We start from the raw sequence: 20,008 nt of genomic DNA, 5'->3' as shown, positions 1-20,008 counted from the left end.
TCTGGTTATAGAAAAGTGAGAAACTTATGTCGTTGACGGTATTTTTTGGGGTCTTGTTGGTATCTTTGGTGGTGATGGCGATTTCAATCTGGTTTATTCGCCAACAGTTGAAGGCCAATAAGCAGCGTGAGGAAAGAATCAAAGCAGGCGAGGCGCGTTATCAAGAAGAGCGTCAAAAAGCCATCGACAGTATTCAGGTATTGCTAAAAGTGGCGGGCACGGATGAAGTGAGTTGGGTAGAGACCTGTATTCGAGTCAAGCATTTGCTGGACAGATTGAGTATGGATTTATCATCACATGATGCTATCTCGGTGATTTACGATATCACCGCGAAAACAGAACACATTCCGACTCACGATCAATGGCGTACCTTGCCAAAACAGGCGAAGCGTAATTTTCAGAAAGAAATGGAAACCTATGAAAAAGATTATGCTGATGCCTTGCAGCAAGCCAAAGCTTCCTTGTTGGCCTATGACTTTTCCGAATGATGCTTGAACTTATCCTCTCCGCTCTCATTCTTTTTATTTTACTAATGGGGTTGATGATATTTTTCATTCGTCATCAATCCAAAATGCCCTATTATCGCATCAGTCAGGCAGACTGCGTTGCTATGCTAGAGAAAGCTTTGCAAGGCAATTTGCCTGAGTTTGAATGGCACGCCTTTATTGGTATGAGTATCCGAGATAACGACAATTTAGAAGCCCTTAGAGAAGAGTGCTGTTGGCTTGATGAAATGGCTGTCTTGGGAACTAAGTCCGTGAATGGACGTGCTTGTGTTTCTTTTAGTAAAGAAGGAAGGAAAGCGTTAGAAAAATTGTTAGATGAATGGCAGCATAAGACGGATTATTTCGTCTGACTTTTTTATGAAGGATAGGGTGTAAGCTATGAACGACATTCAGGAGTTATTTGATCAGAGTGTTGAGTGGGCGCCTTGGTTGATCGATAGTGCGATCAATCTGGCTGTTGGACTGGTCATATTTTTTGTTGGTAAATTCATTGCCGCAAAGATAGCGAATTGGTGTGAAAATCGTTTGTTGAAATCGTCGGTTGATCAAGCGGTTGCGGGATTTGCATCGAGTATTTTATATGCCCTAATGTTTGCCGGTGTAGTGCTCATGGTACTGGGGCAAATTGGTGTTGAAACCACCTCTTTCATTGCCATTTTGGGTGCGGCAGGCCTGGCTGTGGGGCTGGCGTTACAAGGTTCTTTGTCGAATTTCGCGTCTGGTGTGTTGATTATTTTATTGCGTCCTTTCCGTTCAGGCGATTTTGTCGATGCTGGGGGGCAGATGGGTACGGTAAATCGCATCGAGCTCTTTCACACCCACCTAAAAACTCCGGATAATCGTGTGATTATTGTGCCGAACTCATCCATTATGAACGGATCCATTGTTAACTTTTCACGCGAGCCTACTCGTCGCTTAGACTTGGTGATTGGTATCAGCTACGACGCGGATATTCGTTTGTCTAAGCAAATCATGGAAGATATTGTGAACGCAGATGAGCGTATTCTGAAAGACCCTGCTTGTGTGATTGCCGTTGCAGAATTGGCAGACAGTTCCGTGAATTTTAACTTGCGCCCTTGGGTAGCGTCTGCTGACTATTGGGATGTAAGGGCTGATCTGTTAGAGCAGATAAAATACGCCTTTGATGAAAAGGGCGTGGGTATTCCTTACCCACAGATGGATGTTCACCTGTTTAAATCTGAGTCCTAGGATCTAACTGGCAGGTGGAAAAGCCTTAATGCAATTTATAAAGTTTACTTCACTCTTACTCAGCTTGATCTTATTATCTATGAATAGTTGTGTATCTGAGTTCTGACAAAAGTTAGATCTTTGCGGATAAGATAGTAGATGATAAATTGCTGGAGTATGGATGCATTATAGTCTTAAATCGTTATTACTGTTTTGTCTGTTAACTTTTTTTGCTGTATCTGTTGTTTGGGCTGATAATGAAACTCAAAATAATGATGTGGAATATATCCCTCCAACTTGGTTTTTAGAATATTCAAAAGGAGACAAAGACTCGGAACACACGCTGGTTGCGCTTGGATTAGAGCGAGATGTGAATCAGAATAGTTTCGGCGGGCTGTATTTTAGCCAAGACACATTGACACCAGATGGCGACATTATAGGTGTAGGGATAATGGCTTTGCAGCTGGCGCAAGAAAAAAGTATTTATGGAGCAAGAGTGTCCTTAGGGATAAGTAAAACGGAACTCTTGCAATATGAAAGAACAGGGATCGATTTGGGAATTGGAGCATACTTCCCTATTGTAGGTGATTTGTCTTGGTATCTTGATAGCGGATATCGACTCACTTGGCTGTCAATGGATTATGAAAATAGTGAATTTATGGAAATGAATGCATCACTCGGGGTCAATTATCGCCCCCACTCTCATGTTAATCTCTTTGCTTTTTATCGGTATGATGGGTTTGTTTCTAGGGAATTGGAATTTGAGACAATTCAGGAAGGCATTCAGATCGGTGTGTCCTTGTCTTATTAAAGGTTGATCATGTCAAATATGAGTATAAAAACATGGAGTGCTTTTATTGTCTTGTGTTTAAGTGCTGCCCTCGTCTATGGCGGCATGACTTCACGTCAACAAATGAAAGACGCATTTTCAGTGCTTACTCATGTATTTGAGGTTTCTCCTGTTGTTCTTCCTGAAATACCTATACCAGAGTACAGAGAACAGGCGTTGCTTCCATCTCTCTCGGGAAAACTTTTTGGGGCGACTCCACAGCAGGTGAAAAAGGTAACGAAGCAAGTCAAAAAACAAGTCAAAAAACAAGTTATCCCGACAGGGTTAAACTTGACACTTAATGGTACCTTTCCTTCTTCGCAACCGAGTCAAGCCATGGCTGCTATTACGATTGACAGAAATGAAGAAACTCTCTTTAGAGTTGGCGATACTGTGCTGAATGATATGAAGTTAGTCGAAGTATATAGTGATCATGTCATTTTAGAAGGGTTGAAAACAAAAGAAGAGTTGCGTTTTACGAGTGATAACCCTGATGTTTTAGCATTGTTTATAGCAACCCAGAATGGCCCACAATTATCCGATGAAGTCATTCCTTCTCAACAAAAAAATAACTTTAGTAAAGTAAGGTTAGAAGAGTATGCTGCGGCTTTTAGAGCGACACCGCAGGATATATTAAAGAAAATGGGCTTGTCTGAGATGTCGAGAGCCTATCAAGTGGAAGATGAAAGTCCTCTGACTTTTGCGGGCTTCCAATCAGGAGATCAAATTGTGTCTATAAATGGACAGCCGATTAAAGCATTATTAATGAATAGCAACGCTATGTTAGCTGTTATTTCACTTGGAAAGGCACGAGTGGATGTGGTGAGAGCGCAAAAACGTGTTTCACTCAGATACACTTTTGAATAAGGGATAGGATGCGAATTCTCTATTTTCTCAAGATATTGCTCACATTTGTCTGTATCTTTGGTTCTTATTTTGTGTTTGCGCAAACTTGGAAGATTAATCTAAAGCAGGCAGACATTAGTACTTTCTTAAATCAGGTTGCAGAAATAACAGGCAAGAACTTTATCCTTGACCCCAGAGTCAAAGGTAAAATCACCGTAATTGCCAATACTGAACTTGATAAAGAAGGTGTTCTACAGCTGATGTTTTCAGTGTTGAATGTGCATAAGTATGCAGCCTTGGAAACTTCCAATGGCATAAAAATTGTGCCGCAAGACAGTAGCAAACAAAGCGGATTGATGTTTGATGAGTCAGGAGATGCTCTTAGTGGTTTAATAGTCACCCGAGTGCTTCCTTTAAAAGGTGCATCCGCCATTGAACTGGTTCCCATTCTTCGTCCTTTAGTGCCACCATACGGTCATTTAGCAGCAATCGGAACGATCAACGCGCTGGTTGTCAGTGATCATGCGGATAATATTCGGCAGTTAGAACGTTTGATTGAACGCTTAGACAGTACTTCTGAAGGAGAAATTCGTATTGTTTCATTGACCCATGCATGGGCTGGCGATCTTTTAAACCTTTTAAATAATTTGTCCGGTTCAAAAGAGACCAGTAGTCGCAATGATGTCAATGGTTCAACGACAAAGTTAATTGCAGATGAGCGTACCAATAGGATCATTCTAAAAGGGCAAACAAGTAGCCTGGACTATATTGAAAGTTTAATAAAACGCTTAGATCAGCCAGCTCAACGCACTAATCGATTGCATGTGATTCCTTTACAATATGCAGATGCGAAGGAAACAGCGGAGCTGATTTCCAGTTTACTAGTCAATGAGACCAATTCGAGTTCAGGCACTCAAAAAAAAGCCCCTATAGTGAAGCCTGATGTCAGTATGAATCGTCTCGTGATTAGTTCTGAGCCTGATGTTATGGTGGAGTTACGTCCCATCATTCAAGCCTTGGATATTCCACGTGCACAAGTGCTTATTGAAGCTATTATTGTGGAGATTACTATGGATGGTACGGATGCGTTTGGCTTTCAATGGATTATAGGTGATAGGGAAAATTCATCCACTCCTGCGGCGGGCACCAACTTTTCCAATGCGGGACAAACCATTTCCAGCTTAGTGAATTCCGACTCTGACAATATCACCCTAGCACCTGGTATAACGGCCGGGTTTGGTCAAACAGATAATAACGGCTTTAATATTTTAGGGATATTGCAAGCCATAGAAAGTAACTCTAATGCCAATTTATTGTCTACCCCTAAAATTATGACCTTAGACAATAAAACCTCCAAGATTTTGGTAGGTGAGACGCGCCCATTTCAAACGGGTGCTTATGCAGATTCTTCGAGTAACGCTTTTGTCACCACAAAGCGACATGATATAGGCTTAACATTGGAAGTTACGCCTCACATTAATGCTGGAGATGAAGTGAAAATGGATGTCACACAAATCGTCGAAGCTGCCTCTCCTGAAAAAAGTGACCTAGGAGTGATCACCACCAAACGAGAGGTCACAACAACAGTGATTGCAGGAGATCAACAAACCATAGTGCTTGGTGGATTGATGAAAGATAACGTTACTGAAATCAAACAAAAAGTGCCCGTATTTGGGGATTTGCCCTTTTTTGGCCCTTTGTTCAGAAGTACCTCAACTGAAAAATCAAAACAAAACCTTCTGGTGTTTATTAAGCCAACTATTTTACGTAATAAACAACACGTCAATGCGCTATCAAAAGAAACCATTCAAGAGTTTCGTTCTATTGAGTTAGGTCTACCAACTGGCTTGGCTCGCCCTGCGACCCTAAACTCTTTCTATGATGAGTAATGGTGACTTTAGATGAAGCTTCCATTTGCTTTCGTAGAACAATATGGCGTTCTGCTCATTGAACAAAGTTTGTCCGAAGGAGGGTCAAAGTGGTGCCTGGTTCATAAAGAGACTGCCTCTTTAAACGCCCTCTCAGAAGCCATACGAGTGTGTCCCAGCTATCCAGAAATAGAACCGCTCTCAGACCAAGATTTTGAGCAGCAAACGATTCTCTTCTATCAACAAGAGGGCAGTCATACATTAACGCAAGGCATAGACGACAGCATCGACTTGAGTGAAGCAGCAGACTCTCTTGCGCAAAGTGAAGACCTACTAGCTAACGAAGATAGTGCTCCAGTTATTCGTCTAGTGAACGCTATTCTCAGTGAAGCGATTAAAGAGAATGCCTCCGACGTGCATATTGAAACATTTGAAACGAGTATGCGGGTTCGCTTTCGGATCGATGGGGTACTAAAAGAAATTATCAAACCCACTCGCGCTTTGGCACCCATGTTGATCTCTCGAATTAAGGTCATGGCGAAGCTAGACATTGCGGAAAAACGCCTGCCACAGGATGGTCGTCTTGAGTTACGGTTGTCGGGACAAGATATTGATGTGCGTGTCTCTACCATTCCATCCACTCAAGGGGAGCGAGTGGTGTTACGTTTACTGCGTAAAGAGCACAACTTACTTAACTTAACCAGTTTAGGTATTCCCCATAATGAACTTTCAGTCATTGAAAGTCTTATTCGCAAACCAAAAGGTATTTTGCTAGTTACCGGGCCGACTGGCTCGGGAAAAACCACCAGCCTTTATGCTGTTCTTAACCAGTTAAATAATGGCCTACGGAATATCATGACAATTGAAGATCCGGTTGAATATCACATTCACGGTATTGGTCAGACGCAAGTCAACACAAAAGCTAAGGTAACCTTCGCAAGGGGGTTACGAGCCATTCTTCGGCAAGACCCAGATGTGGTCATGATTGGTGAAATTCGTGATCAAGAAACTGCAGATATTGCCATTCAATCCTCGCTTACAGGCCATTTGGTGTTGTCAACGTTACACACAAACAGTGCGGCAGGTGCCATTACTCGACTGGTGGATATGGGCATTGAACCCTTTTTACTTGCCTCTTCTTTAGAAGGCGTTATTGCTCAACGCTTAGTCAGAAAATTATGTGATCACTGTAAAACGCCTATTCAAGCATCTGATCAAATTAAACGCTTAATGGGTGTTGCTTTAGATCAAGCCGTCACTGTGTATCAGGCCAATGGCTGTGAAAAGTGTTTTCATCAGGGCTATAAAGGACGCTTTGGTGTTTATGAAATTATTGAAATGGATAGCGTGTTGAAGCGCTTGATCCATCAAAAAGCCAGTGAAATGGACATTGAATCCCATGCTAGAACAAAACACCCAAGTCTTCTCATAAGCGGACTACAGAAAGCCTCTGAGGGTGCAACCTCTGTTGAAGAAGTACTGCGAGTGGCACAAAATTCACAGGATGAGGTGTGACATGGCAGCTTATGACTATCAAGCACTGGATGGATCAGGTAAAAAGCAAAAAGGGGTTTTGGAAGCGGAGAATGAACGACACCTGAGAAAAAGACTCAGTGAAAAAGGACTTATTTTACTGACCAGCAAAGAAAGTAAACACACGCAAAGTGCTCAGTTGTTTTCGCCAAAAATGTCAGTAAAAGAAAGAGCGTTAATAACCAGACAGCTGGCAACTCTTATCAGTGCAGGATTTCCAATAGAAGAAGCCCTTTCTGGCGTCGCCAAACAAACCAAAAAACGTAAGATAGTAAGCATTTTATTATCTGTCCGTTCTAAAGTCCTAGAAGGCCATTCTTTTGCGAGGGCGCTGCAAGATTACCCCAATGCTTTTTCTAACTTGTATTGTGCCAGTATTCAGGCGGGTGAAGAATCAGGTCATCTTGCTGATGTTTTAGTGGAACTGGCCAATTTCAGTGAACGTGCTAAAAGCAATGAACAAAAGCTGAAAATGGCCATGCTCTATCCGGCCATCTTAACCATAGTGGCTATTGCTATTGTCAGTTTTCTACTGACCTCAGTAATGCCAAACATTGTTGAAACCTTTCAAAAGCAAAATACGGCACTTCCTGGTGTGACTGTATTTATGCTGAATCTGAGTGACGCCCTAAAGCAACATGGGCTTGGCCTATTAGCCTTTTTTCTATTAACTGGCGTGTTATACAAATGGCTGATGAGAAAAGACGCTTTACAAGTAAAACGAGATCAAATCATGTTATTGATCCCTTTTGTAAAAGAAGCCATTAAGACGATACAAATTACTCGTTACATCAGCACACTGGCCATGCTCAGCAAAAGTGCAGTGCCACTAGTGGACGCCATGAGAATTGCTGCTCAAGTCCTTGCCAACAAAGTACTGCAAAAAAAACTTGCTGAGGCGTGTCGTCAGGTTAAGGAAGGGACGGCATTATGGAAAGCTTTAGAGGCAACGGAACTATTACCGCCCATGATGTTACAGTTGATCATAAATGGTGAACAAAGTGGCCAGCTTGATCTCATGTTATCCAAAGCCGCTTATCAACAAGAGGAAGATACAAACGGCTGGATCAGTACTTTAGTTGGCTTATTTGAACCTGCTATGTTGCTCATGATGGGTGCCATAGTGATGTTGATTGTGGCTGCTATTTTGTTGCCCATTATGGACCTTAATCAATTACTTCTCTAACAAGGAAACGAGATGAATTACCCAATTTTACGCCTGCATAATTTAAAACATAAGCAATCAGGTTTCACTTTACTAGAAATGTTGATTGTGTTGGTGATCTTAGCGTCACTCATTGGCTTTATTGCACCCAATTTACTGAGCCGTTCCGACGATGCCAAAATCACGGTGACCAAAGTGCAAATGCGTCACATTGTTACGGCATTGGATGTCTATAAGTTAGATAACAATAGCTACCCATCAACGGCGCAAGGGTTAGAGGCATTAATCTCTAAACCTTCAGGGTATCCAGAAGCCAAGAACTGGAAAGAAGGTGGTTATTTACCGAAATTCCCTCTAGATGCTTGGGGCAAGGCGTTCCTCTATGTTAGCCCTGGCGCAACGAGTGACTATGATCTTATGTCATTGGGCGCGGATGGTGTGGAAGGTGGCTCAGGTGACGACGCTGACCTTTCGCAAAATGATTTATAGCGTGCCTTGTCGTGATGCTAAACAGTAACGCGCTCCCTTTTAGGACAATAAATAAAAAACTAACAGGCTTTTCTTTGTTAGAACTGATGATTGTACTTGCTATCTTTGCGTTACTGATTGCTGTTGTCACTCCTAAGATCACGGTGAATGCTTTTTCTAAATCTTTATATAAACAAGCAAATACCTTGCGGTCTCAATTACAAGAAATAGCGGATCAAAGCATCTTTACTGGCGAGCCCTTGATTGTTTCGAAAGACCAAGAGGGACAATGGTTACTCTGGGCAAAACAAGAAAAAGGCTGGGTTCAGATTGATACTCTGTATGCTCAACAGCCAGAGACCATTACGGACATAAAGACCAATGCATTGGAGCAGCAAAAGGTATTAAAAAGTCTTGCCTTTACGCGATCTGCATTATTCGTTTTTTTGTCCAATGGTCGATATTTAGGCTTTGATATTACCATGACAAGTAATGAGGAAACACTTACTCTGCAAGGGGATGGCATCAATGATCTCCAGATTCAATAGCCTGCAGCAAAAGGGTTTTTCTCTCATTGAAGTCTTGATTGCATTAGCCATTATTGCAGCAGTGAGTGTCGTGCTAATGAATATTAGTGCGACAACGCGGCTTAATGCGCAACACTTTTCAAAGCGAAGCATCGCTCTTTGGGTGGCGGAGAATCGTATCAATGAAATACGCTTAGCATTGGATCATCAATGGACTATCTCATTCGCAAATAAAATGACTGAGCAAGGGGGCATAGCATGGGTGTCTCGTGTCAATATAGAAAAAAATACCGACTCTCTTTCTAGGCTGGAGATACAGGTCTCACCAGCTGAGTTTCCTAATCAGGTAATCTATTCGCTCGATGCTTATGTGCCGACTTATCAGTTATTGCAGGTATCTCAATGAAAGCCACACAAGGCGGTTTTACATTAATTGAGTTACTGATTGTGATGTCTATTATGGCAGGTATTGGCGTCGTATCATTTCAGTTGGTAGCAACGGGTCTACAGATGCAGAACAAACTGGATCAGGACTCAGAGCAATTTAATACAGTGGCAAGAACATGGTGGAAACTGCAAGCGGATCTACAGCAACTTATTGATCGTCCTATTAAAAATGAATATGGCCAAGATGAACCAGCGTTAACGCTAGACAGCAATCAATTGTCTTTCACTCGCGCAGGGTGGCTCGATCCTATGGATACGGAGCGACCTCCCTATTTGAGAGTAGAGTATCGACAAACTGAAAATTCACTCAAACGATCTTTTTGGCAAGAGCTGGATAGACCGCCGGGCAGTCAAAGATTAGTGCAAAATTTTTCGTCGGTTCAGTCTTTCAAGGTGGAGGTGCTGACCAACGAACAGGAGTGGGTGGATACTTGGCCAAGATATACCAATGGTCAAGAAGAAAAAGCCTTACCATTAGCCATCAGACTAACCTTAGCGTTTGATAATTTACCTGAAATAAGTCGGATATTTGTCATACCATCCTATTTAGGTAATGAGGAGGCGCCATGATCTCTCGTCAATCCGGTTCTGTTTTATTATTGGCGTTAATGATTTTGGCCATAATAAGTGGCATAGCAACAAACATCTTGTCTGGTGTTCATAAAGATGTTGTTTTCTCTCAGCAATTACAGTCAATGAGTCAAATTCACCAAGAATTGCTGGGTGGGGAGGCCTGGGCGCAAGCTTGGTTGCATAAGGAAGTGGGTCAACAAGAAATGAAAGCAAAAAATAACCTGCTTATCCAGCAAAGGCTGGAAACAGATCGGGGTGAAATAGACATTAGAATATTTGACCAAAATAGCTGCTTTAATGTGAATTTACTTCATAATGCTGCTTACAGAGAGGTTACTCGACTTCGTTTTGAGCATTTATCTACTGAGCTTGGGATCAATCAAGACTGGATAGATGTATTAACGGACTGGCTTGATGATAACCAAGTTTTGTCTTCCAATAATGGTAAAGAAGACGATTATTATTTAAATCGAGTGACTCCTTACAGAACCGCTGATACACCATTGCCATCGATAGAAGAGTGGCGTCTTATTGCCATTCCCCCAAACCAAGGACAGGCCCTTTTACCCTATATTTGTGCGCTTCCTTCCGATGTGTCTACTCTTAATATCAACCGTGCTCCTGACCTGGTTATAAAATCCTATTATGCCAATGTCAGTGATGAACATATAAATCAACTTTTAACCCTCATACACACTGAGCCTGTTACCGATCTCTCTATTCTGTTTTCTGACGACAGTATTAAAGCGGCAAATTTATCGGCTTCTGGATGGCGTACTGATAGTCAGTTTTTCTCCGTGTTAGTTAAGCTTAATTACCAGAATAGGCCGTATTGGTTGTATTCTAAATTGCAAAAAAGAAAGGGAGATCAAATGATCTCTTACTATCGCTCTTTTGCTCCTATAAAATCTTTAAATTAGACACTTTTTATAAGGTTGGCCGTCTTTTGAATCAGCTGATAGTGCAATTAATCGAACCGACATTAGAAGAGTCAGAATGGCATGTAACGGTTTGGCTATATGATAAAAATGCTCAACTCTTGGCTGTTGAAAAAAGCCTTCCGATCACAGCGTTAAATGCTTTTATTGCGTCTCATAAATTGTCTGAAACGGCATCTAGTAGTATTCAAGCAATGGTGTTAGCGCCTTCAATCCGAGCACATGTGCGAATATTGGAGCTCAAAAAAGGCCAAGTAAAATACAAAAATGAAATTATACCGGCGTTAATGGAGAGCTACTTAGCACAGCCATTGGAAGACCTACATTTTGCCCATAAAATGCTTGGAAAAGATCAACTGCTTGTTGCTGCAATCAGTAAGTCGCATATAGAAAAATGGCTTGAAATGTTGAGTTTTATTGCTATTGAACGTCGTATTTTAACTCTCCCACAAGCCGTGTTGTGTGAAAAACAGGCAATTAATGCTGACTATGATGTGCGTTTTATGGGGGAATCCTATCGTTATTCTGATGGACAGATTTTTGCTTTACCAAGAGTAAATCAATCTACCGAGGAGCCTCATAATTCACTGGATGATCAGATGGAACCTTCTGAATATTTGGCTTTACAAAATTCACTTCCATTGAACTTGCTACAGGGCCGTTTTGCCGATAAAAATAATCGTCTTATCACCATGCCTTTTTGGAAAACACTGTGTGGTGTTTTCATATTGGTTTTATTGTTATCTTGCGGTTGGTTCTATTATCAAGCCATTCAATTCCGCGAGATAGCAAATCACATTGAAGATAAGACATCCGCTAACTTCCTGTCCCTTGCTCCCGACGAAGGCAAAATCATTAACTTAAAGCGACAAATCGAAGGGCGAATTCGAAGCCAATTGAATGCAAATTCATCAATAAAGAAAGACTTAACATTATATAAAGCTCTGCATTTGATCGACGAAGCACAGCGCCAGGTTTCGTCACCTCATTCATTACAACTGCTCGCTTACAGAAACGGTATTATTTATTTAGAATGGAAAGCCGATTCTCAAGAAACATTAGAAGCCCTAAGTCACCATCTAGAAGATCAAAAGTTGGATGTATACCTAGATCAGGTTATGAAAAACAATCAGGCGTATATTGCCTCATTTAGAATTCAAGGAATGGCACAATGAGAAATTGGTGGATTGAGCAATATTATAACAGCGCACTGCTAAAACTTATCTATAATGCCTTTATAAATCGAACCATTAGAGAGAAGCGCCTAATTGTAGTGTCTTTACTGCTCTTGAGCGGTTATCTGGTTAGCAATCAAACACTCATACCTGTATACGACTACTATCAACATGAAAAAAAGCGCGCCGAAGCCGCTGAAAATTTGTATCTAAAACTTTATAACAATGCGCATTTAGTGGCGCAGCCGCAACATCAACAAGATAGTCTTCAAGCGAGAAACTCACTAGAATTACGAAATAGTGTTACCACTACATTACGGCGTATTGGATTGACCCCCGAAGTGATCAGTCGCGAAGGCCAAAACCAACTGCGCCTTAGTTTTTCAAACATTCCTTATGAAAAAGTCGCTGCTTGGTTTACCGAGCTTAATAAAGCTGACGTTCGAATCGATAATGCGCAAATACAGTCGGTATCGCCGGGCATAGTCAACATTAACCTTGTCTTGGATTAGTAGAGTATGGAAATAACCCCGACGATTCTTCTCCTCTATCTTGTCACATTACTCTGTCTTGGTAGCGCATTAGCCTGTTTTACTTGGCGTTATCCAAGGGGAAAAGTGGCGGAATGGGAACAGGAGGCTCGGCAACTACTCGGTATTAAAGACGCCAGCGATTCAAGACTTATACAGCCATCTGATTTTGTTAAAGGAAGATCGTTCTGTCCTTCTTGTCAAAACACGCTAGCAATAAGAGATCTCATACCCCTTGTGAGTTTTTGTCTTAACAAGGGTCATTGCCGTTTCTGTCATGCTCCCATTTCTTACCGATACCCACTGATCGAAATTGGCTATGCGCTTGCTTTGCTGCCATTAATTTGGGTGGTGCAATCGCCTCTTGAATGGCTGCTCCTGATGATGTTGGTATCAAGTTTATGTGTGGTGAGCATCGTTGATATTGAACATTTTTTCATACCAGATGAATGCAATGTATTGATATTGGGGTGTGGCTTACTTCTCGCTTTACTCAATGGAAATGACCTAACGGCACATATACTAGGGATGATGATTGGCTACAGCGTTTTATATCTTATTCGCTTTGTCTACTTACTGGTCAGAAAAGCAGAAATGTTAGGACTGGGGGATGTCAAACTACTGGCCGTCACCGGAGCTTGGCTAGGCATTTACGAACTGGCGAATATTGTATTGATCGCTTCTATCAGCGCCATATTCTATGTTTTTGTAAAAGGAATCTCTAAGCAAAACCCTCTGCCATTTGGCCCTTTCATCGCATTAGCCAGTATGACGCTTTATTATTGGCGACAATTTATTGGGTGAAGAGAGGCGTGATTTAAGGGAAATACTTAATTGAACATTTGAATTCGCGGAGGATGGCATTGCGTGAAAAACAACTTTGGTTGTTTTGACTCATGTTCGTGCCTTTTATTAAAGATTCTTTTTTCATCAGAACATTTTTCAATAGCCTTTCTTTGACATTAAAACGTCACCGTGACGGTTAATGAAGATGCGCCCGAGGTGGTGTCTCCGATACAAAGAGAAGAAACAGAACAGACACCAGAGCCAGCCTACAGCTTCTGGGATGCCGTTCAAACTGTGTTAGACTTTGCTGGAATGGTGTCTGGGATAGCCTTGTAGCCGCTTTTAATTCCGTCCGTTTAGTTTTCTATCACAAACGGAGTAGTAAGCTGTCAAGTGAATGGTCGCAGGACAAAAAAGATTCATAGGTAGTAGCAGTTTCGTATTAGAATATTGATAACCACAAATTTCGATCTTTAGTCAGGGGGTAAATGAGAATGAACACCAAGGAAATTGTTGACAAATGGCACGTACCGTTGTGGGAAGGTCAAAGATTATTAGGTGTAGAGTTTGATCATTTAAATTCATTTGGTTTGAATCAGGATGATATTCCTCTAATTGTGAAGCTTGTAGAAAATCCAAATTATGATTACTTGCCGGGATTTGATATTTTCCATGGCAGTACTGACTTACGTCAGCATGATTATATTCATTTGGTATTAGGTCGGGGAATTCATGCAACTGATGAGGCATTTGTCCTAGGATTCACTGCTGGTAGCACCAATCGAGTTACATCAGTTGAGAAAAAGCTCTACACCATTTTCGCAAAGCATCTTTTTCCTAAAGAGTATCGATTGAAAGATGATGAAATTCAGGTGTATAGAGACGCCGTTAAACTTGGTTATATTTCTGATTGCCAACCCTTGGACAAGGTAGACTTTGAGTCAATGCGCGAGATGAGTATAAAGGATGTCCGCAAAGCCATTGGCCTTGAGGAGGATTTGCTATCAGCCTATTTTGCTATTGAGAAACGTCGATACCCTGACAACCCAGCATCTTGCAGAAACATCTAATCATAGTCATATTTACAAAGCTGACGCGGTAGTCAGCTTTGCAAATTAAAGTCTCTTTAACCCTATGTTTTGTAACGAGAATACCAGGGATAAAAGTAGTTCACTGACCGTTGCAACATGTAGTCAAACATAAATCCTAAGAATGTTATCCAAAATACATAAGGGATAATGACATCCATAGCCATATAACGTCTGCTCAAGAAAATTCTGTAACCTAACCCCTCACTCGCGGCGATCGCTTCAGCCGCAATAAGGAACAACCACGCTCCCCCGAGACTTAATCGCAGACTGTCTAACAATCTTGGCATCACTTGCGGCATGATGATCCGGTATGTAATTGCTAATGGATTAGCTCCGAGTGTTTGGCCCTTTATGATCATTTCGATGGGAATTTTTCGCGTGTATAGTGCAATGTCACGCGTCATGATAAGAACAGTGCCTATGAAGATCAGCATAATTTTACCTAACTCACCAACACCGAATGTGATCAATAATATCGGTAGAATCGACAAGGGCGGTATCATTGCGATGAAATTAACAAACGGGTTTAAAACAGCACTCATGCCTCGATATAGACCCATGTTAAGACCCAGTATCAGCGCAACAAACGTGGCTAAACCTACACCAGCCGCGATACGACCTAGCGACGCGAGTGTATCTTTTACCATCAGATAGTCGCCGGTTCGTCTATCTTCTTCAAAGGCCATTCTATTGACTGTCTCTGCCATCGTTGAGAGTGAAGGCAGTAACTTGTCATTAGGATTTTCAGCTAATCGAATATCACTGAAGTACATGTAAGAGCCAATAACCAGTACAAAGGGTAATATGGCTAAAAAGATGCTCAACAGTTTTCTTGGCTTAGCATGAAGTCCAATAAATTGTGGTCTTGACATATTGCATTCCTAGCGTCACAAAAAAAGGGGCATTTCTGCCCCTGTACAGAAATTACAGCTTGCCGTCTGCAGCCATTTGCATGTACGTTGGGTCGAATCGCAATGTAACGTTGTCGGCGTCACCTAAGACTTTGCCCGGTAGTTCAATACCCACGAAATCTAGTGTGCTCGCGCCTTGACCGAATAGACCTTTATCGAACGAGAAGTTACGAATGAAGTCCATTGTCTCCGCTGCTTTCTCTGATGTGAAAACATTGGCCGCTTCTTGAGGCGTATAGAACATAGCTGTTGTTTTCAATTGTGCGCGAAACTCTGCATCGGTAGCACCGGCATTAGCGGCCATTAACGAGATCAAATGCTTTGATTCAGTGCCTGGTTGGCTTAACTTGCTCATGAGCTCATACCATGCTCCGGTAATGGCTTTCTTGAATCGCTCGTCGGTATCCGTTTTAACGATAAGTAAGTCCATAACCTCTTCTGGAATTTCGCTTGAATCAAATACAAGATTCGCACCGGCCATGTTTCTAACCGTTTGCAGTGGTGGGTTCCATGTTACCACGGCCGCATTTTCTTTCGTGCGGAAGATACTTGGGATATCGACGTCTGACGCATTACGAACAGTCAGATCAAGCTCTGACATACCGTGTTTATCTAGCGCACGCGATAGCAAATAATGAGAAACTGAGAACTCGACCAAGTCTACAGTGCGATCTTTAAGGTCCTTAACTGAAGACCCAACTTTCAACACGATGCCATCGTTACCATTAGAGTAATCGCCCATAATAATCGCAGTACTATCGACACCACCAATGGCAGGGATAGTCAGTGCGTCCATGTTTGTCATTGTACATGCATCAAACTCGCCAGCAGTGTACAAGTTGATTGACTCGATATAGTCATTGATAAGTGTGACTTCGATATCAATACCGTACTTTGCTTCCCACTTGGGTAAGATCCCTGTTGTTTCAAGCAGTGCATATGGCTCCCAACCAGCATAGTGAGACCAGCATACTTTAAAAGAGTCTGCGGCAAATGCTATTGAAGACGATGCAGACATTGCTAATGCAGCGATCGTTGCAGCAAAGTGTCTTTTAAACATAATACGTTCCTTATTAACCTAGTAGTACTTTGAATTCTTCTTTCGCCAACTGACCGCGCTCAATGCGCTGAATGTTGGAGTCTATTTCGCTTGTCATCGTTTGTAGCTCTGAGACCGACGTTTTCATTTGCGTTAGTGCTTCTGAGCGATAACGGCTAACCTCATCCATGGCCTGAAGTGTCTTGGTGAAGGCTGCTTTCATCACTTCCACTTGCAAGAACGGATCAGACGCTTGTGCCATTACAGCCGTGCCTTGTTCAAGCAATTGATCCGCAATATCCGTGATCATCTTTTCAGTGATTTGCTTAGTGCTTTGAAGTGCCTTTAAGACCTTCTTCTGTCGAGCCAACGCGATAGCCAGCGATGATGCGACGCCTAATGCAATAAGTGTGTGCTTAAGTGCTCTATCAACACCACGGATAAGCTCTTCATTGGTTTTAATGATGAACTCAGAAGTCACCCACGCTTGTTGAAACACCACCTTTGAAGTATGCAGATCTTGATGGCGCTGACGAACAGGGAATAACACTTCATCGGTCAAAAAGCGCTTTTTCTCAGCATCAGTAACTTCAGCCACTTTTTTATCTAGCGTCTCGTCTACATAACGAGCGAATTGGATGTAAGCGTCGAGTTTCAATAAGTGCTGGCGGTAACGAATTTGATCTGATTTTAGCGTTTGATTATCGCGCTCCAGCTTTTGCTTGCCTTGGCGCAGACCTTTTTCGATACTCTTAATAATCGACTCTGTCGACTGGTATTTTGCAATCCACATTTTAAGCGGAGTTGGCATTAGTCCGAACTTGCTTAAAAACGCGCGGACCCCAGACATGTTTTCGAAATCGTAGCCATTCGGGTCGATGCTGCGGGCGGTTTCTTCAAGCTTGAGAAGGTCTTTAGCTACATCGCCGCCATTTTCAGCATCGGCCATTAACTCAGACATTGGCGTCTGAAGTAGCTCAGACATTTCCAATAGCTCGTTCTCCAGCTCGCCACCGAGAGTTTTCAACTCGACAGATGCGGCATGTTGCATATCGATTTGTGACATATCGATAGCGATGACTTTTTCGATCCAGCTATCACCGCTAGCTTTCACTTCATCCGAGATATCTTGGGCAGCATAAACGGGCGCCAGTTCGCCACTTAATGCGCTTAATGAGGGGAGGTTTAAGTCCGTTTGGAGTAACACATTTGTTTCTTCCTGTTTCACTTGTGTATTCATGCTAATAATTCCTTATTGCGAAATATCGTAATCATCAACACGTGCAATCAGGTGTTTGATTTCACGTATTGCTGAATCCAGTTTTAAAGTACTCAAACCTTCACGTGTCTGAATCCCACTTAATTTGCTTGTTAGTTCATCGAGCTTTGTCATTACTTGCTCGTTGCACGTTAAAATTTGGGTTTCTTGCTCACTTGCATTTCGATAGATATCTATCCTTGATGTGAGCGCTTGTTTTGCCTCCTCTGGCATGTTGGTGTCTTGACTAAGACTGGCTTCCAAGTCTTTTACATTGATTGCGTTCATGCTCATGCGAAGCGTCGCTACCGTAAGTAGGTTATCCATTGCACCGAAGTACAACTGTTCAGCAATCGTCAAATAACGCTTATGCGTCAACTCATCTTTATCAAACTGCATGTTCAATACGTCAGAGAACGTAGAGAATTTTCGTTCCAATTGACTGAATTGCTGTGTTCCTTTTTTATGGTTAAGTTCAGCAAGCTTTTGTGTCACGGTAGTCATCATGTCTTTCCGCTTTGCTATCGCTTCAACACGGTGCTTTTCGATGATCCTAATCATTTCTTTATGGCGACCAAATACTGTTCGCTTTAACAGGTAACTCCCGAGTGTAGCGACGCTAAATCCTGTGAGACCTGCTAGCCACAAGAACACTTCTGAAGAGTAGAACACAGCACTTGACACTCCCATCAACAAACTACTAACACCAGAAATTAGCGTGATAGGGGAGTTCGCTACCTCACTCAATAGGTGCTTTCCTAAGTCTGCGTCATTCAAATCAACATTACTGTCTGACACTTAGCGGTCTCCTACCTTTAGAATAAGCTCTACCCGCGGCAACCTGGCTTCGTATGCGCGTAGACCTTCGTTCGGCATTTGCGCTAGCGGTTCGTCAGAGCCTGCGCCTATTGCCAGCATTCGAGACTCATCTATCCCGTGAACAATATTCAAGTAACGCACTACCGCTTTCGCGCGCGTCTCACTTAATCGTCTATTAGCGTCCATATCACCGTATGTTCCGGTGTGACCTTTAACCATGATCCGAAAGTTTGGATAGTGAGACAAGTCAGCAGACGCCTCATCAAGCATGCGTTTAGCATTCATTGATAGCTCTCCGTTTGACCGAGCAAACTGCACTTTACGTACTTTCAAGGTTCCAACATTTGGCAAAGCCAACCATTCTTCAACACTTAGGTTTCTATAGGTCGCCGCTCGCGCTTCTTGTGTGCTGTCAGTCGTTGTGACATTGCCATCAAACAATTCAGTGACAAACGTACTGTTAATGATCGCGTAAACATCTTGATTGGGCAGGGGGTTTGAATCCAATACTCCGGCACTCTTTAATATGTTGAGCGTACTGGTGATTGACTCAACTAGATATTCACTTCGCTCATGACCGACTGACGAATACCAGCTAAACACATTCTCTGACAATGAAGCCCATTTAACGCCTTCAAGCATTTGCCGTGCTGCACCTTTGTTGAGCCCAGCTTCTTTGCTCATTTCTACTACTAGCGCATTGGGGTTGTTCTTGAAGTACACCAATGCGTCAAAATAAGCTGAGAGCACATGCTTGAGAACGTCCGGTTTCTTTTGAATGAATTCACGATTCGAAAGCAATACATCCACGATTAGACGTTCAGTATCTTCACTTCCGATAACTTTCTTAGTGCCCGAAAGCTGACGTGCTTTTGTGACATCAGGCTCCCAAACGACAGCGCAGTCTACGCTTCGTGATTGTAATTTATTTAGTGCATCCTCAGAGCCATTGGCGTCAACCCTCCAGCTACCCGATGATTGAAAGGTTTCAACATCAAAGTGCACAGCCAATGAGCGCAGCAAATGTTCACTCGGACTGTCGGGCGTCAATGCCACACGTAGGTTAGGATTGGTTTTTAAGTCATCAATGCTATCAACCATATCTTGATAGCAGACCATGGCATCACCACCTTTCGACTCATCGATAACTGACACAATGGTACCGGGATACCTGTGTTGCTCGCCAACAGTCAAATATGCGTCGACAGTACTCACTGCCAGATCAAGCTCCCCTCGACGAAGATTTTCAAAGCGTTCATCGAGGTTTGCACTGTCATTAATGCACTGAAGCAAAATGCCCTGATTGCGTAAATCACTTCGAATGTACTTGCTGCAGAGCGGGTAGTAGCCGGCCCAGCTGTCAACGCCAACACGAATGGAGTGATCGAAGTTACCCGCATCAGACGTCAATGCAGTCAAATCATTCGATTGTTCTGTAAAGTAAAATTTAAGGCCAACGATGCTAGCTAAACCCACTACCAGAACACCAGCCGCTATAAGTTTATTCATTT

Annotated in this window: 23 protein-coding genes; 18 read left to right on the top strand and 5 right to left on the bottom strand. The window is 42.4% G+C overall.

What is annotated here, in order from left to right; translation table 11 throughout:
- Positions 1–26 precede the first annotated feature (26 nt).
- From ABXS85_RS08860 to ABXS85_RS08775, 18 genes are all read left to right on the top strand, one after another.
- A complete protein-coding gene (locus tag ABXS85_RS08860; RefSeq protein WP_353669663.1) occupies positions 27–488 on the top strand; it encodes a DUF2489 domain-containing protein in 462 nt (153 codons plus the stop codon).
- Positions 485–856, top strand: coding sequence for a hypothetical protein (locus ABXS85_RS08855; RefSeq protein WP_353669662.1), 372 nt, complete (start codon positions 485–487; stop codon positions 854–856). The genes ABXS85_RS08860 and ABXS85_RS08855 overlap by 4 nt, the downstream gene beginning before the upstream one ends.
- Before the next feature lie 28 nt (positions 857–884).
- A complete protein-coding gene (locus ABXS85_RS08850; RefSeq protein WP_353669661.1) occupies positions 885–1,715 on the top strand; it encodes a mechanosensitive ion channel domain-containing protein in 831 nt (276 codons plus the stop codon).
- A gap of 160 nt (positions 1,716–1,875) precedes the next feature.
- Positions 1,876–2,505, top strand: coding sequence for a hypothetical protein (locus tag ABXS85_RS08845; RefSeq protein ID WP_353669660.1), 630 nt, complete (start codon positions 1,876–1,878; stop codon positions 2,503–2,505).
- Between the two features lie 9 nt (positions 2,506–2,514).
- The gene (locus tag ABXS85_RS08840) at positions 2,515–3,390 is read left to right on the top strand and encodes a type II secretion system protein N (RefSeq protein WP_353669659.1); all 876 of its coding nucleotides are present in this window, start codon (positions 2,515–2,517) and stop codon (positions 3,388–3,390) included.
- An 8-nt stretch (positions 3,391–3,398) separates the two neighbouring features.
- Positions 3,399–5,258, top strand: coding sequence for a type II secretion system secretin GspD (gspD, locus tag ABXS85_RS08835; RefSeq protein ID WP_353669658.1), 1,860 nt, complete (start codon positions 3,399–3,401; stop codon positions 5,256–5,258).
- A gap of 12 nt (positions 5,259–5,270) precedes the next feature.
- The gene (gspE, locus tag ABXS85_RS08830; protein ID WP_353669657.1) at positions 5,271–6,752 is read left to right on the top strand and encodes a type II secretion system ATPase GspE; all 1,482 of its coding nucleotides are present in this window, start codon (positions 5,271–5,273) and stop codon (positions 6,750–6,752) included.
- Position 6,753: 1 nt separating this feature from the next.
- Entirely contained in the window at positions 6,754–7,956 is a 1,203-nt protein-coding gene (gene gspF / locus ABXS85_RS08825; RefSeq protein ID WP_353669656.1) for a type II secretion system inner membrane protein GspF, read from the top strand.
- 12 nt (positions 7,957–7,968) lie between these two features.
- Complete coding sequence (gene gspG / locus ABXS85_RS08820; protein WP_353669655.1) at positions 7,969–8,424, top strand: type II secretion system major pseudopilin GspG; 456 nt, start codon at positions 7,969–7,971, stop codon at positions 8,422–8,424.
- A gap of 74 nt (positions 8,425–8,498) precedes the next feature.
- Complete coding sequence (locus ABXS85_RS08815) at positions 8,499–8,951, top strand: hypothetical protein (RefSeq protein ID WP_353669654.1); 453 nt, start codon at positions 8,499–8,501, stop codon at positions 8,949–8,951.
- Entirely contained in the window at positions 8,932–9,336 is a 405-nt protein-coding gene (gene gspI, locus ABXS85_RS08810; protein ID WP_353669653.1) for a type II secretion system minor pseudopilin GspI, read from the top strand. The genes ABXS85_RS08815 and gspI overlap by 20 nt, the downstream gene beginning before the upstream one ends.
- Positions 9,333–9,947: a type II secretion system minor pseudopilin GspJ gene (gene gspJ, locus ABXS85_RS08805; protein WP_353669652.1), complete on the top strand. Its 615-nt coding sequence runs from the start codon at positions 9,333–9,335 to the stop codon at positions 9,945–9,947. Before gspI ends, gspJ begins: the two co-directional genes overlap by 4 nt.
- Positions 9,944–10,870: a type II secretion system minor pseudopilin GspK gene (gene gspK, locus ABXS85_RS08800; RefSeq protein WP_353669651.1), complete on the top strand. Its 927-nt coding sequence runs from the start codon at positions 9,944–9,946 to the stop codon at positions 10,868–10,870. The genes gspJ and gspK overlap by 4 nt, the downstream gene beginning before the upstream one ends.
- A 26-nt stretch (positions 10,871–10,896) precedes the next feature.
- Positions 10,897–12,063, top strand: coding sequence for a type II secretion system protein GspL (gene gspL, locus ABXS85_RS08795; protein ID WP_353669650.1), 1,167 nt, complete (start codon positions 10,897–10,899; stop codon positions 12,061–12,063).
- The gene (gene gspM, locus ABXS85_RS08790) at positions 12,060–12,575 is read left to right on the top strand and encodes a type II secretion system protein GspM (protein WP_353669649.1); all 516 of its coding nucleotides are present in this window, start codon (positions 12,060–12,062) and stop codon (positions 12,573–12,575) included. Before gspL ends, gspM begins: the two co-directional genes overlap by 4 nt.
- A gap of 6 nt (positions 12,576–12,581) precedes the next feature.
- Positions 12,582–13,397: a prepilin peptidase gene (locus ABXS85_RS08785; protein WP_353669648.1), complete on the top strand. Its 816-nt coding sequence runs from the start codon at positions 12,582–12,584 to the stop codon at positions 13,395–13,397.
- 171 nt (positions 13,398–13,568) lie between these two features.
- Entirely contained in the window at positions 13,569–13,715 is a 147-nt protein-coding gene (locus ABXS85_RS08780) for a hypothetical protein (protein ID WP_353669647.1), read from the top strand.
- A 158-nt stretch (positions 13,716–13,873) separates the two neighbouring features.
- Positions 13,874–14,449: a hypothetical protein gene (locus ABXS85_RS08775; protein WP_353669646.1), complete on the top strand. Its 576-nt coding sequence runs from the start codon at positions 13,874–13,876 to the stop codon at positions 14,447–14,449.
- 62 nt (positions 14,450–14,511) lie between these two features.
- Here ABXS85_RS08775 and ABXS85_RS08770 read toward each other — a convergent pair whose 3' ends face one another.
- Genes ABXS85_RS08770 through ABXS85_RS08750 form a run of 5 tightly spaced genes read right to left on the bottom strand, consistent with a single transcriptional unit; the run spans position 14,512 to position 20,006 of the window.
- Positions 14,512–15,342: an ABC transporter permease subunit gene (locus ABXS85_RS08770; protein ID WP_353669645.1), complete on the bottom strand. Its 831-nt coding sequence runs from the start codon at positions 15,340–15,342 to the stop codon at positions 14,512–14,514.
- Positions 15,343–15,394: 52 nt separating this feature from the next.
- Positions 15,395–16,441: a putative urea ABC transporter substrate-binding protein gene (locus ABXS85_RS08765; RefSeq protein ID WP_353669644.1), complete on the bottom strand. Its 1,047-nt coding sequence runs from the start codon at positions 16,439–16,441 to the stop codon at positions 15,395–15,397.
- A 13-nt stretch (positions 16,442–16,454) separates the two neighbouring features.
- Positions 16,455–17,660 carry a toxic anion resistance protein gene (locus ABXS85_RS08760; protein ID WP_353669643.1) on the bottom strand — a complete coding sequence of 402 codons (1,206 nt, stop codon included), beginning with the start codon at positions 17,658–17,660 and terminating at the stop codon, positions 16,455–16,457.
- A gap of 12 nt (positions 17,661–17,672) precedes the next feature.
- Positions 17,673–18,476, bottom strand: coding sequence for a hypothetical protein (locus ABXS85_RS08755; RefSeq protein WP_353669642.1), 804 nt, complete (start codon positions 18,474–18,476; stop codon positions 17,673–17,675).
- Positions 18,477–20,006 (bottom strand): phosphate ABC transporter substrate-binding/OmpA family protein, encoded by a 1,530-nt coding sequence (locus ABXS85_RS08750; protein ID WP_353669641.1) that lies wholly within the window; start codon positions 20,004–20,006, stop codon positions 18,477–18,479.
- Between the last annotated feature and the right edge of the window lie 2 nt (positions 20,007–20,008).

Source organism: Marinomonas sp. THO17 (genome assembly GCF_040436405.1).
Classification (GTDB): domain Bacteria; phylum Pseudomonadota; class Gammaproteobacteria; order Pseudomonadales; family Marinomonadaceae; genus Marinomonas.
The sequence above is the reverse complement of the archived record's forward strand: the minus strand, read 5'-3'. Positions and strand labels throughout refer to the sequence as shown.

Coding starts and splice junctions, on each gene's coding strand:
- gspG (WP_353669655.1), top strand. CDS start 7,969: ATGAATTACCCAATTTTACGCCTGCATAATTTAAAACATAAGCAATCA.
- gspI (WP_353669653.1), top strand. CDS start 8,932: ATGATCTCCAGATTCAATAGCCTGCAGCAAAAGGGTTTTTCTCTCATT.
- gspF (WP_353669656.1), top strand. CDS start 6,754: ATGGCAGCTTATGACTATCAAGCACTGGATGGATCAGGTAAAAAGCAA.
- ABXS85_RS08770 (WP_353669645.1), bottom strand. CDS start 15,342: ATGTCAAGACCACAATTTATTGGACTTCATGCTAAGCCAAGAAAACTG.
- ABXS85_RS08760 (WP_353669643.1), bottom strand. CDS start 17,660: ATGAATACACAAGTGAAACAGGAAGAAACAAATGTGTTACTCCAAACG.
- gspK (WP_353669651.1), top strand. CDS start 9,944: ATGATCTCTCGTCAATCCGGTTCTGTTTTATTATTGGCGTTAATGATT.
- ABXS85_RS08750 (WP_353669641.1), bottom strand. CDS start 20,006: ATGAATAAACTTATAGCGGCTGGTGTTCTGGTAGTGGGTTTAGCTAGC.
- gspD (WP_353669658.1), top strand. CDS start 3,399: ATGCGAATTCTCTATTTTCTCAAGATATTGCTCACATTTGTCTGTATC.
- ABXS85_RS08785 (WP_353669648.1), top strand. CDS start 12,582: ATGGAAATAACCCCGACGATTCTTCTCCTCTATCTTGTCACATTACTC.
- gspJ (WP_353669652.1), top strand. CDS start 9,333: ATGAAAGCCACACAAGGCGGTTTTACATTAATTGAGTTACTGATTGTG.
- ABXS85_RS08845 (WP_353669660.1), top strand. CDS start 1,876: ATGCATTATAGTCTTAAATCGTTATTACTGTTTTGTCTGTTAACTTTT.
- ABXS85_RS08840 (WP_353669659.1), top strand. CDS start 2,515: ATGTCAAATATGAGTATAAAAACATGGAGTGCTTTTATTGTCTTGTGT.
- ABXS85_RS08855 (WP_353669662.1), top strand. CDS start 485: ATGATGCTTGAACTTATCCTCTCCGCTCTCATTCTTTTTATTTTACTA.
- ABXS85_RS08775 (WP_353669646.1), top strand. CDS start 13,874: ATGAACACCAAGGAAATTGTTGACAAATGGCACGTACCGTTGTGGGAA.
- ABXS85_RS08860 (WP_353669663.1), top strand. CDS start 27: ATGTCGTTGACGGTATTTTTTGGGGTCTTGTTGGTATCTTTGGTGGTG.
- gspM (WP_353669649.1), top strand. CDS start 12,060: ATGAGAAATTGGTGGATTGAGCAATATTATAACAGCGCACTGCTAAAA.
- gspE (WP_353669657.1), top strand. CDS start 5,271: ATGAAGCTTCCATTTGCTTTCGTAGAACAATATGGCGTTCTGCTCATT.
- ABXS85_RS08765 (WP_353669644.1), bottom strand. CDS start 16,441: ATGTTTAAAAGACACTTTGCTGCAACGATCGCTGCATTAGCAATGTCT.
- ABXS85_RS08850 (WP_353669661.1), top strand. CDS start 885: ATGAACGACATTCAGGAGTTATTTGATCAGAGTGTTGAGTGGGCGCCT.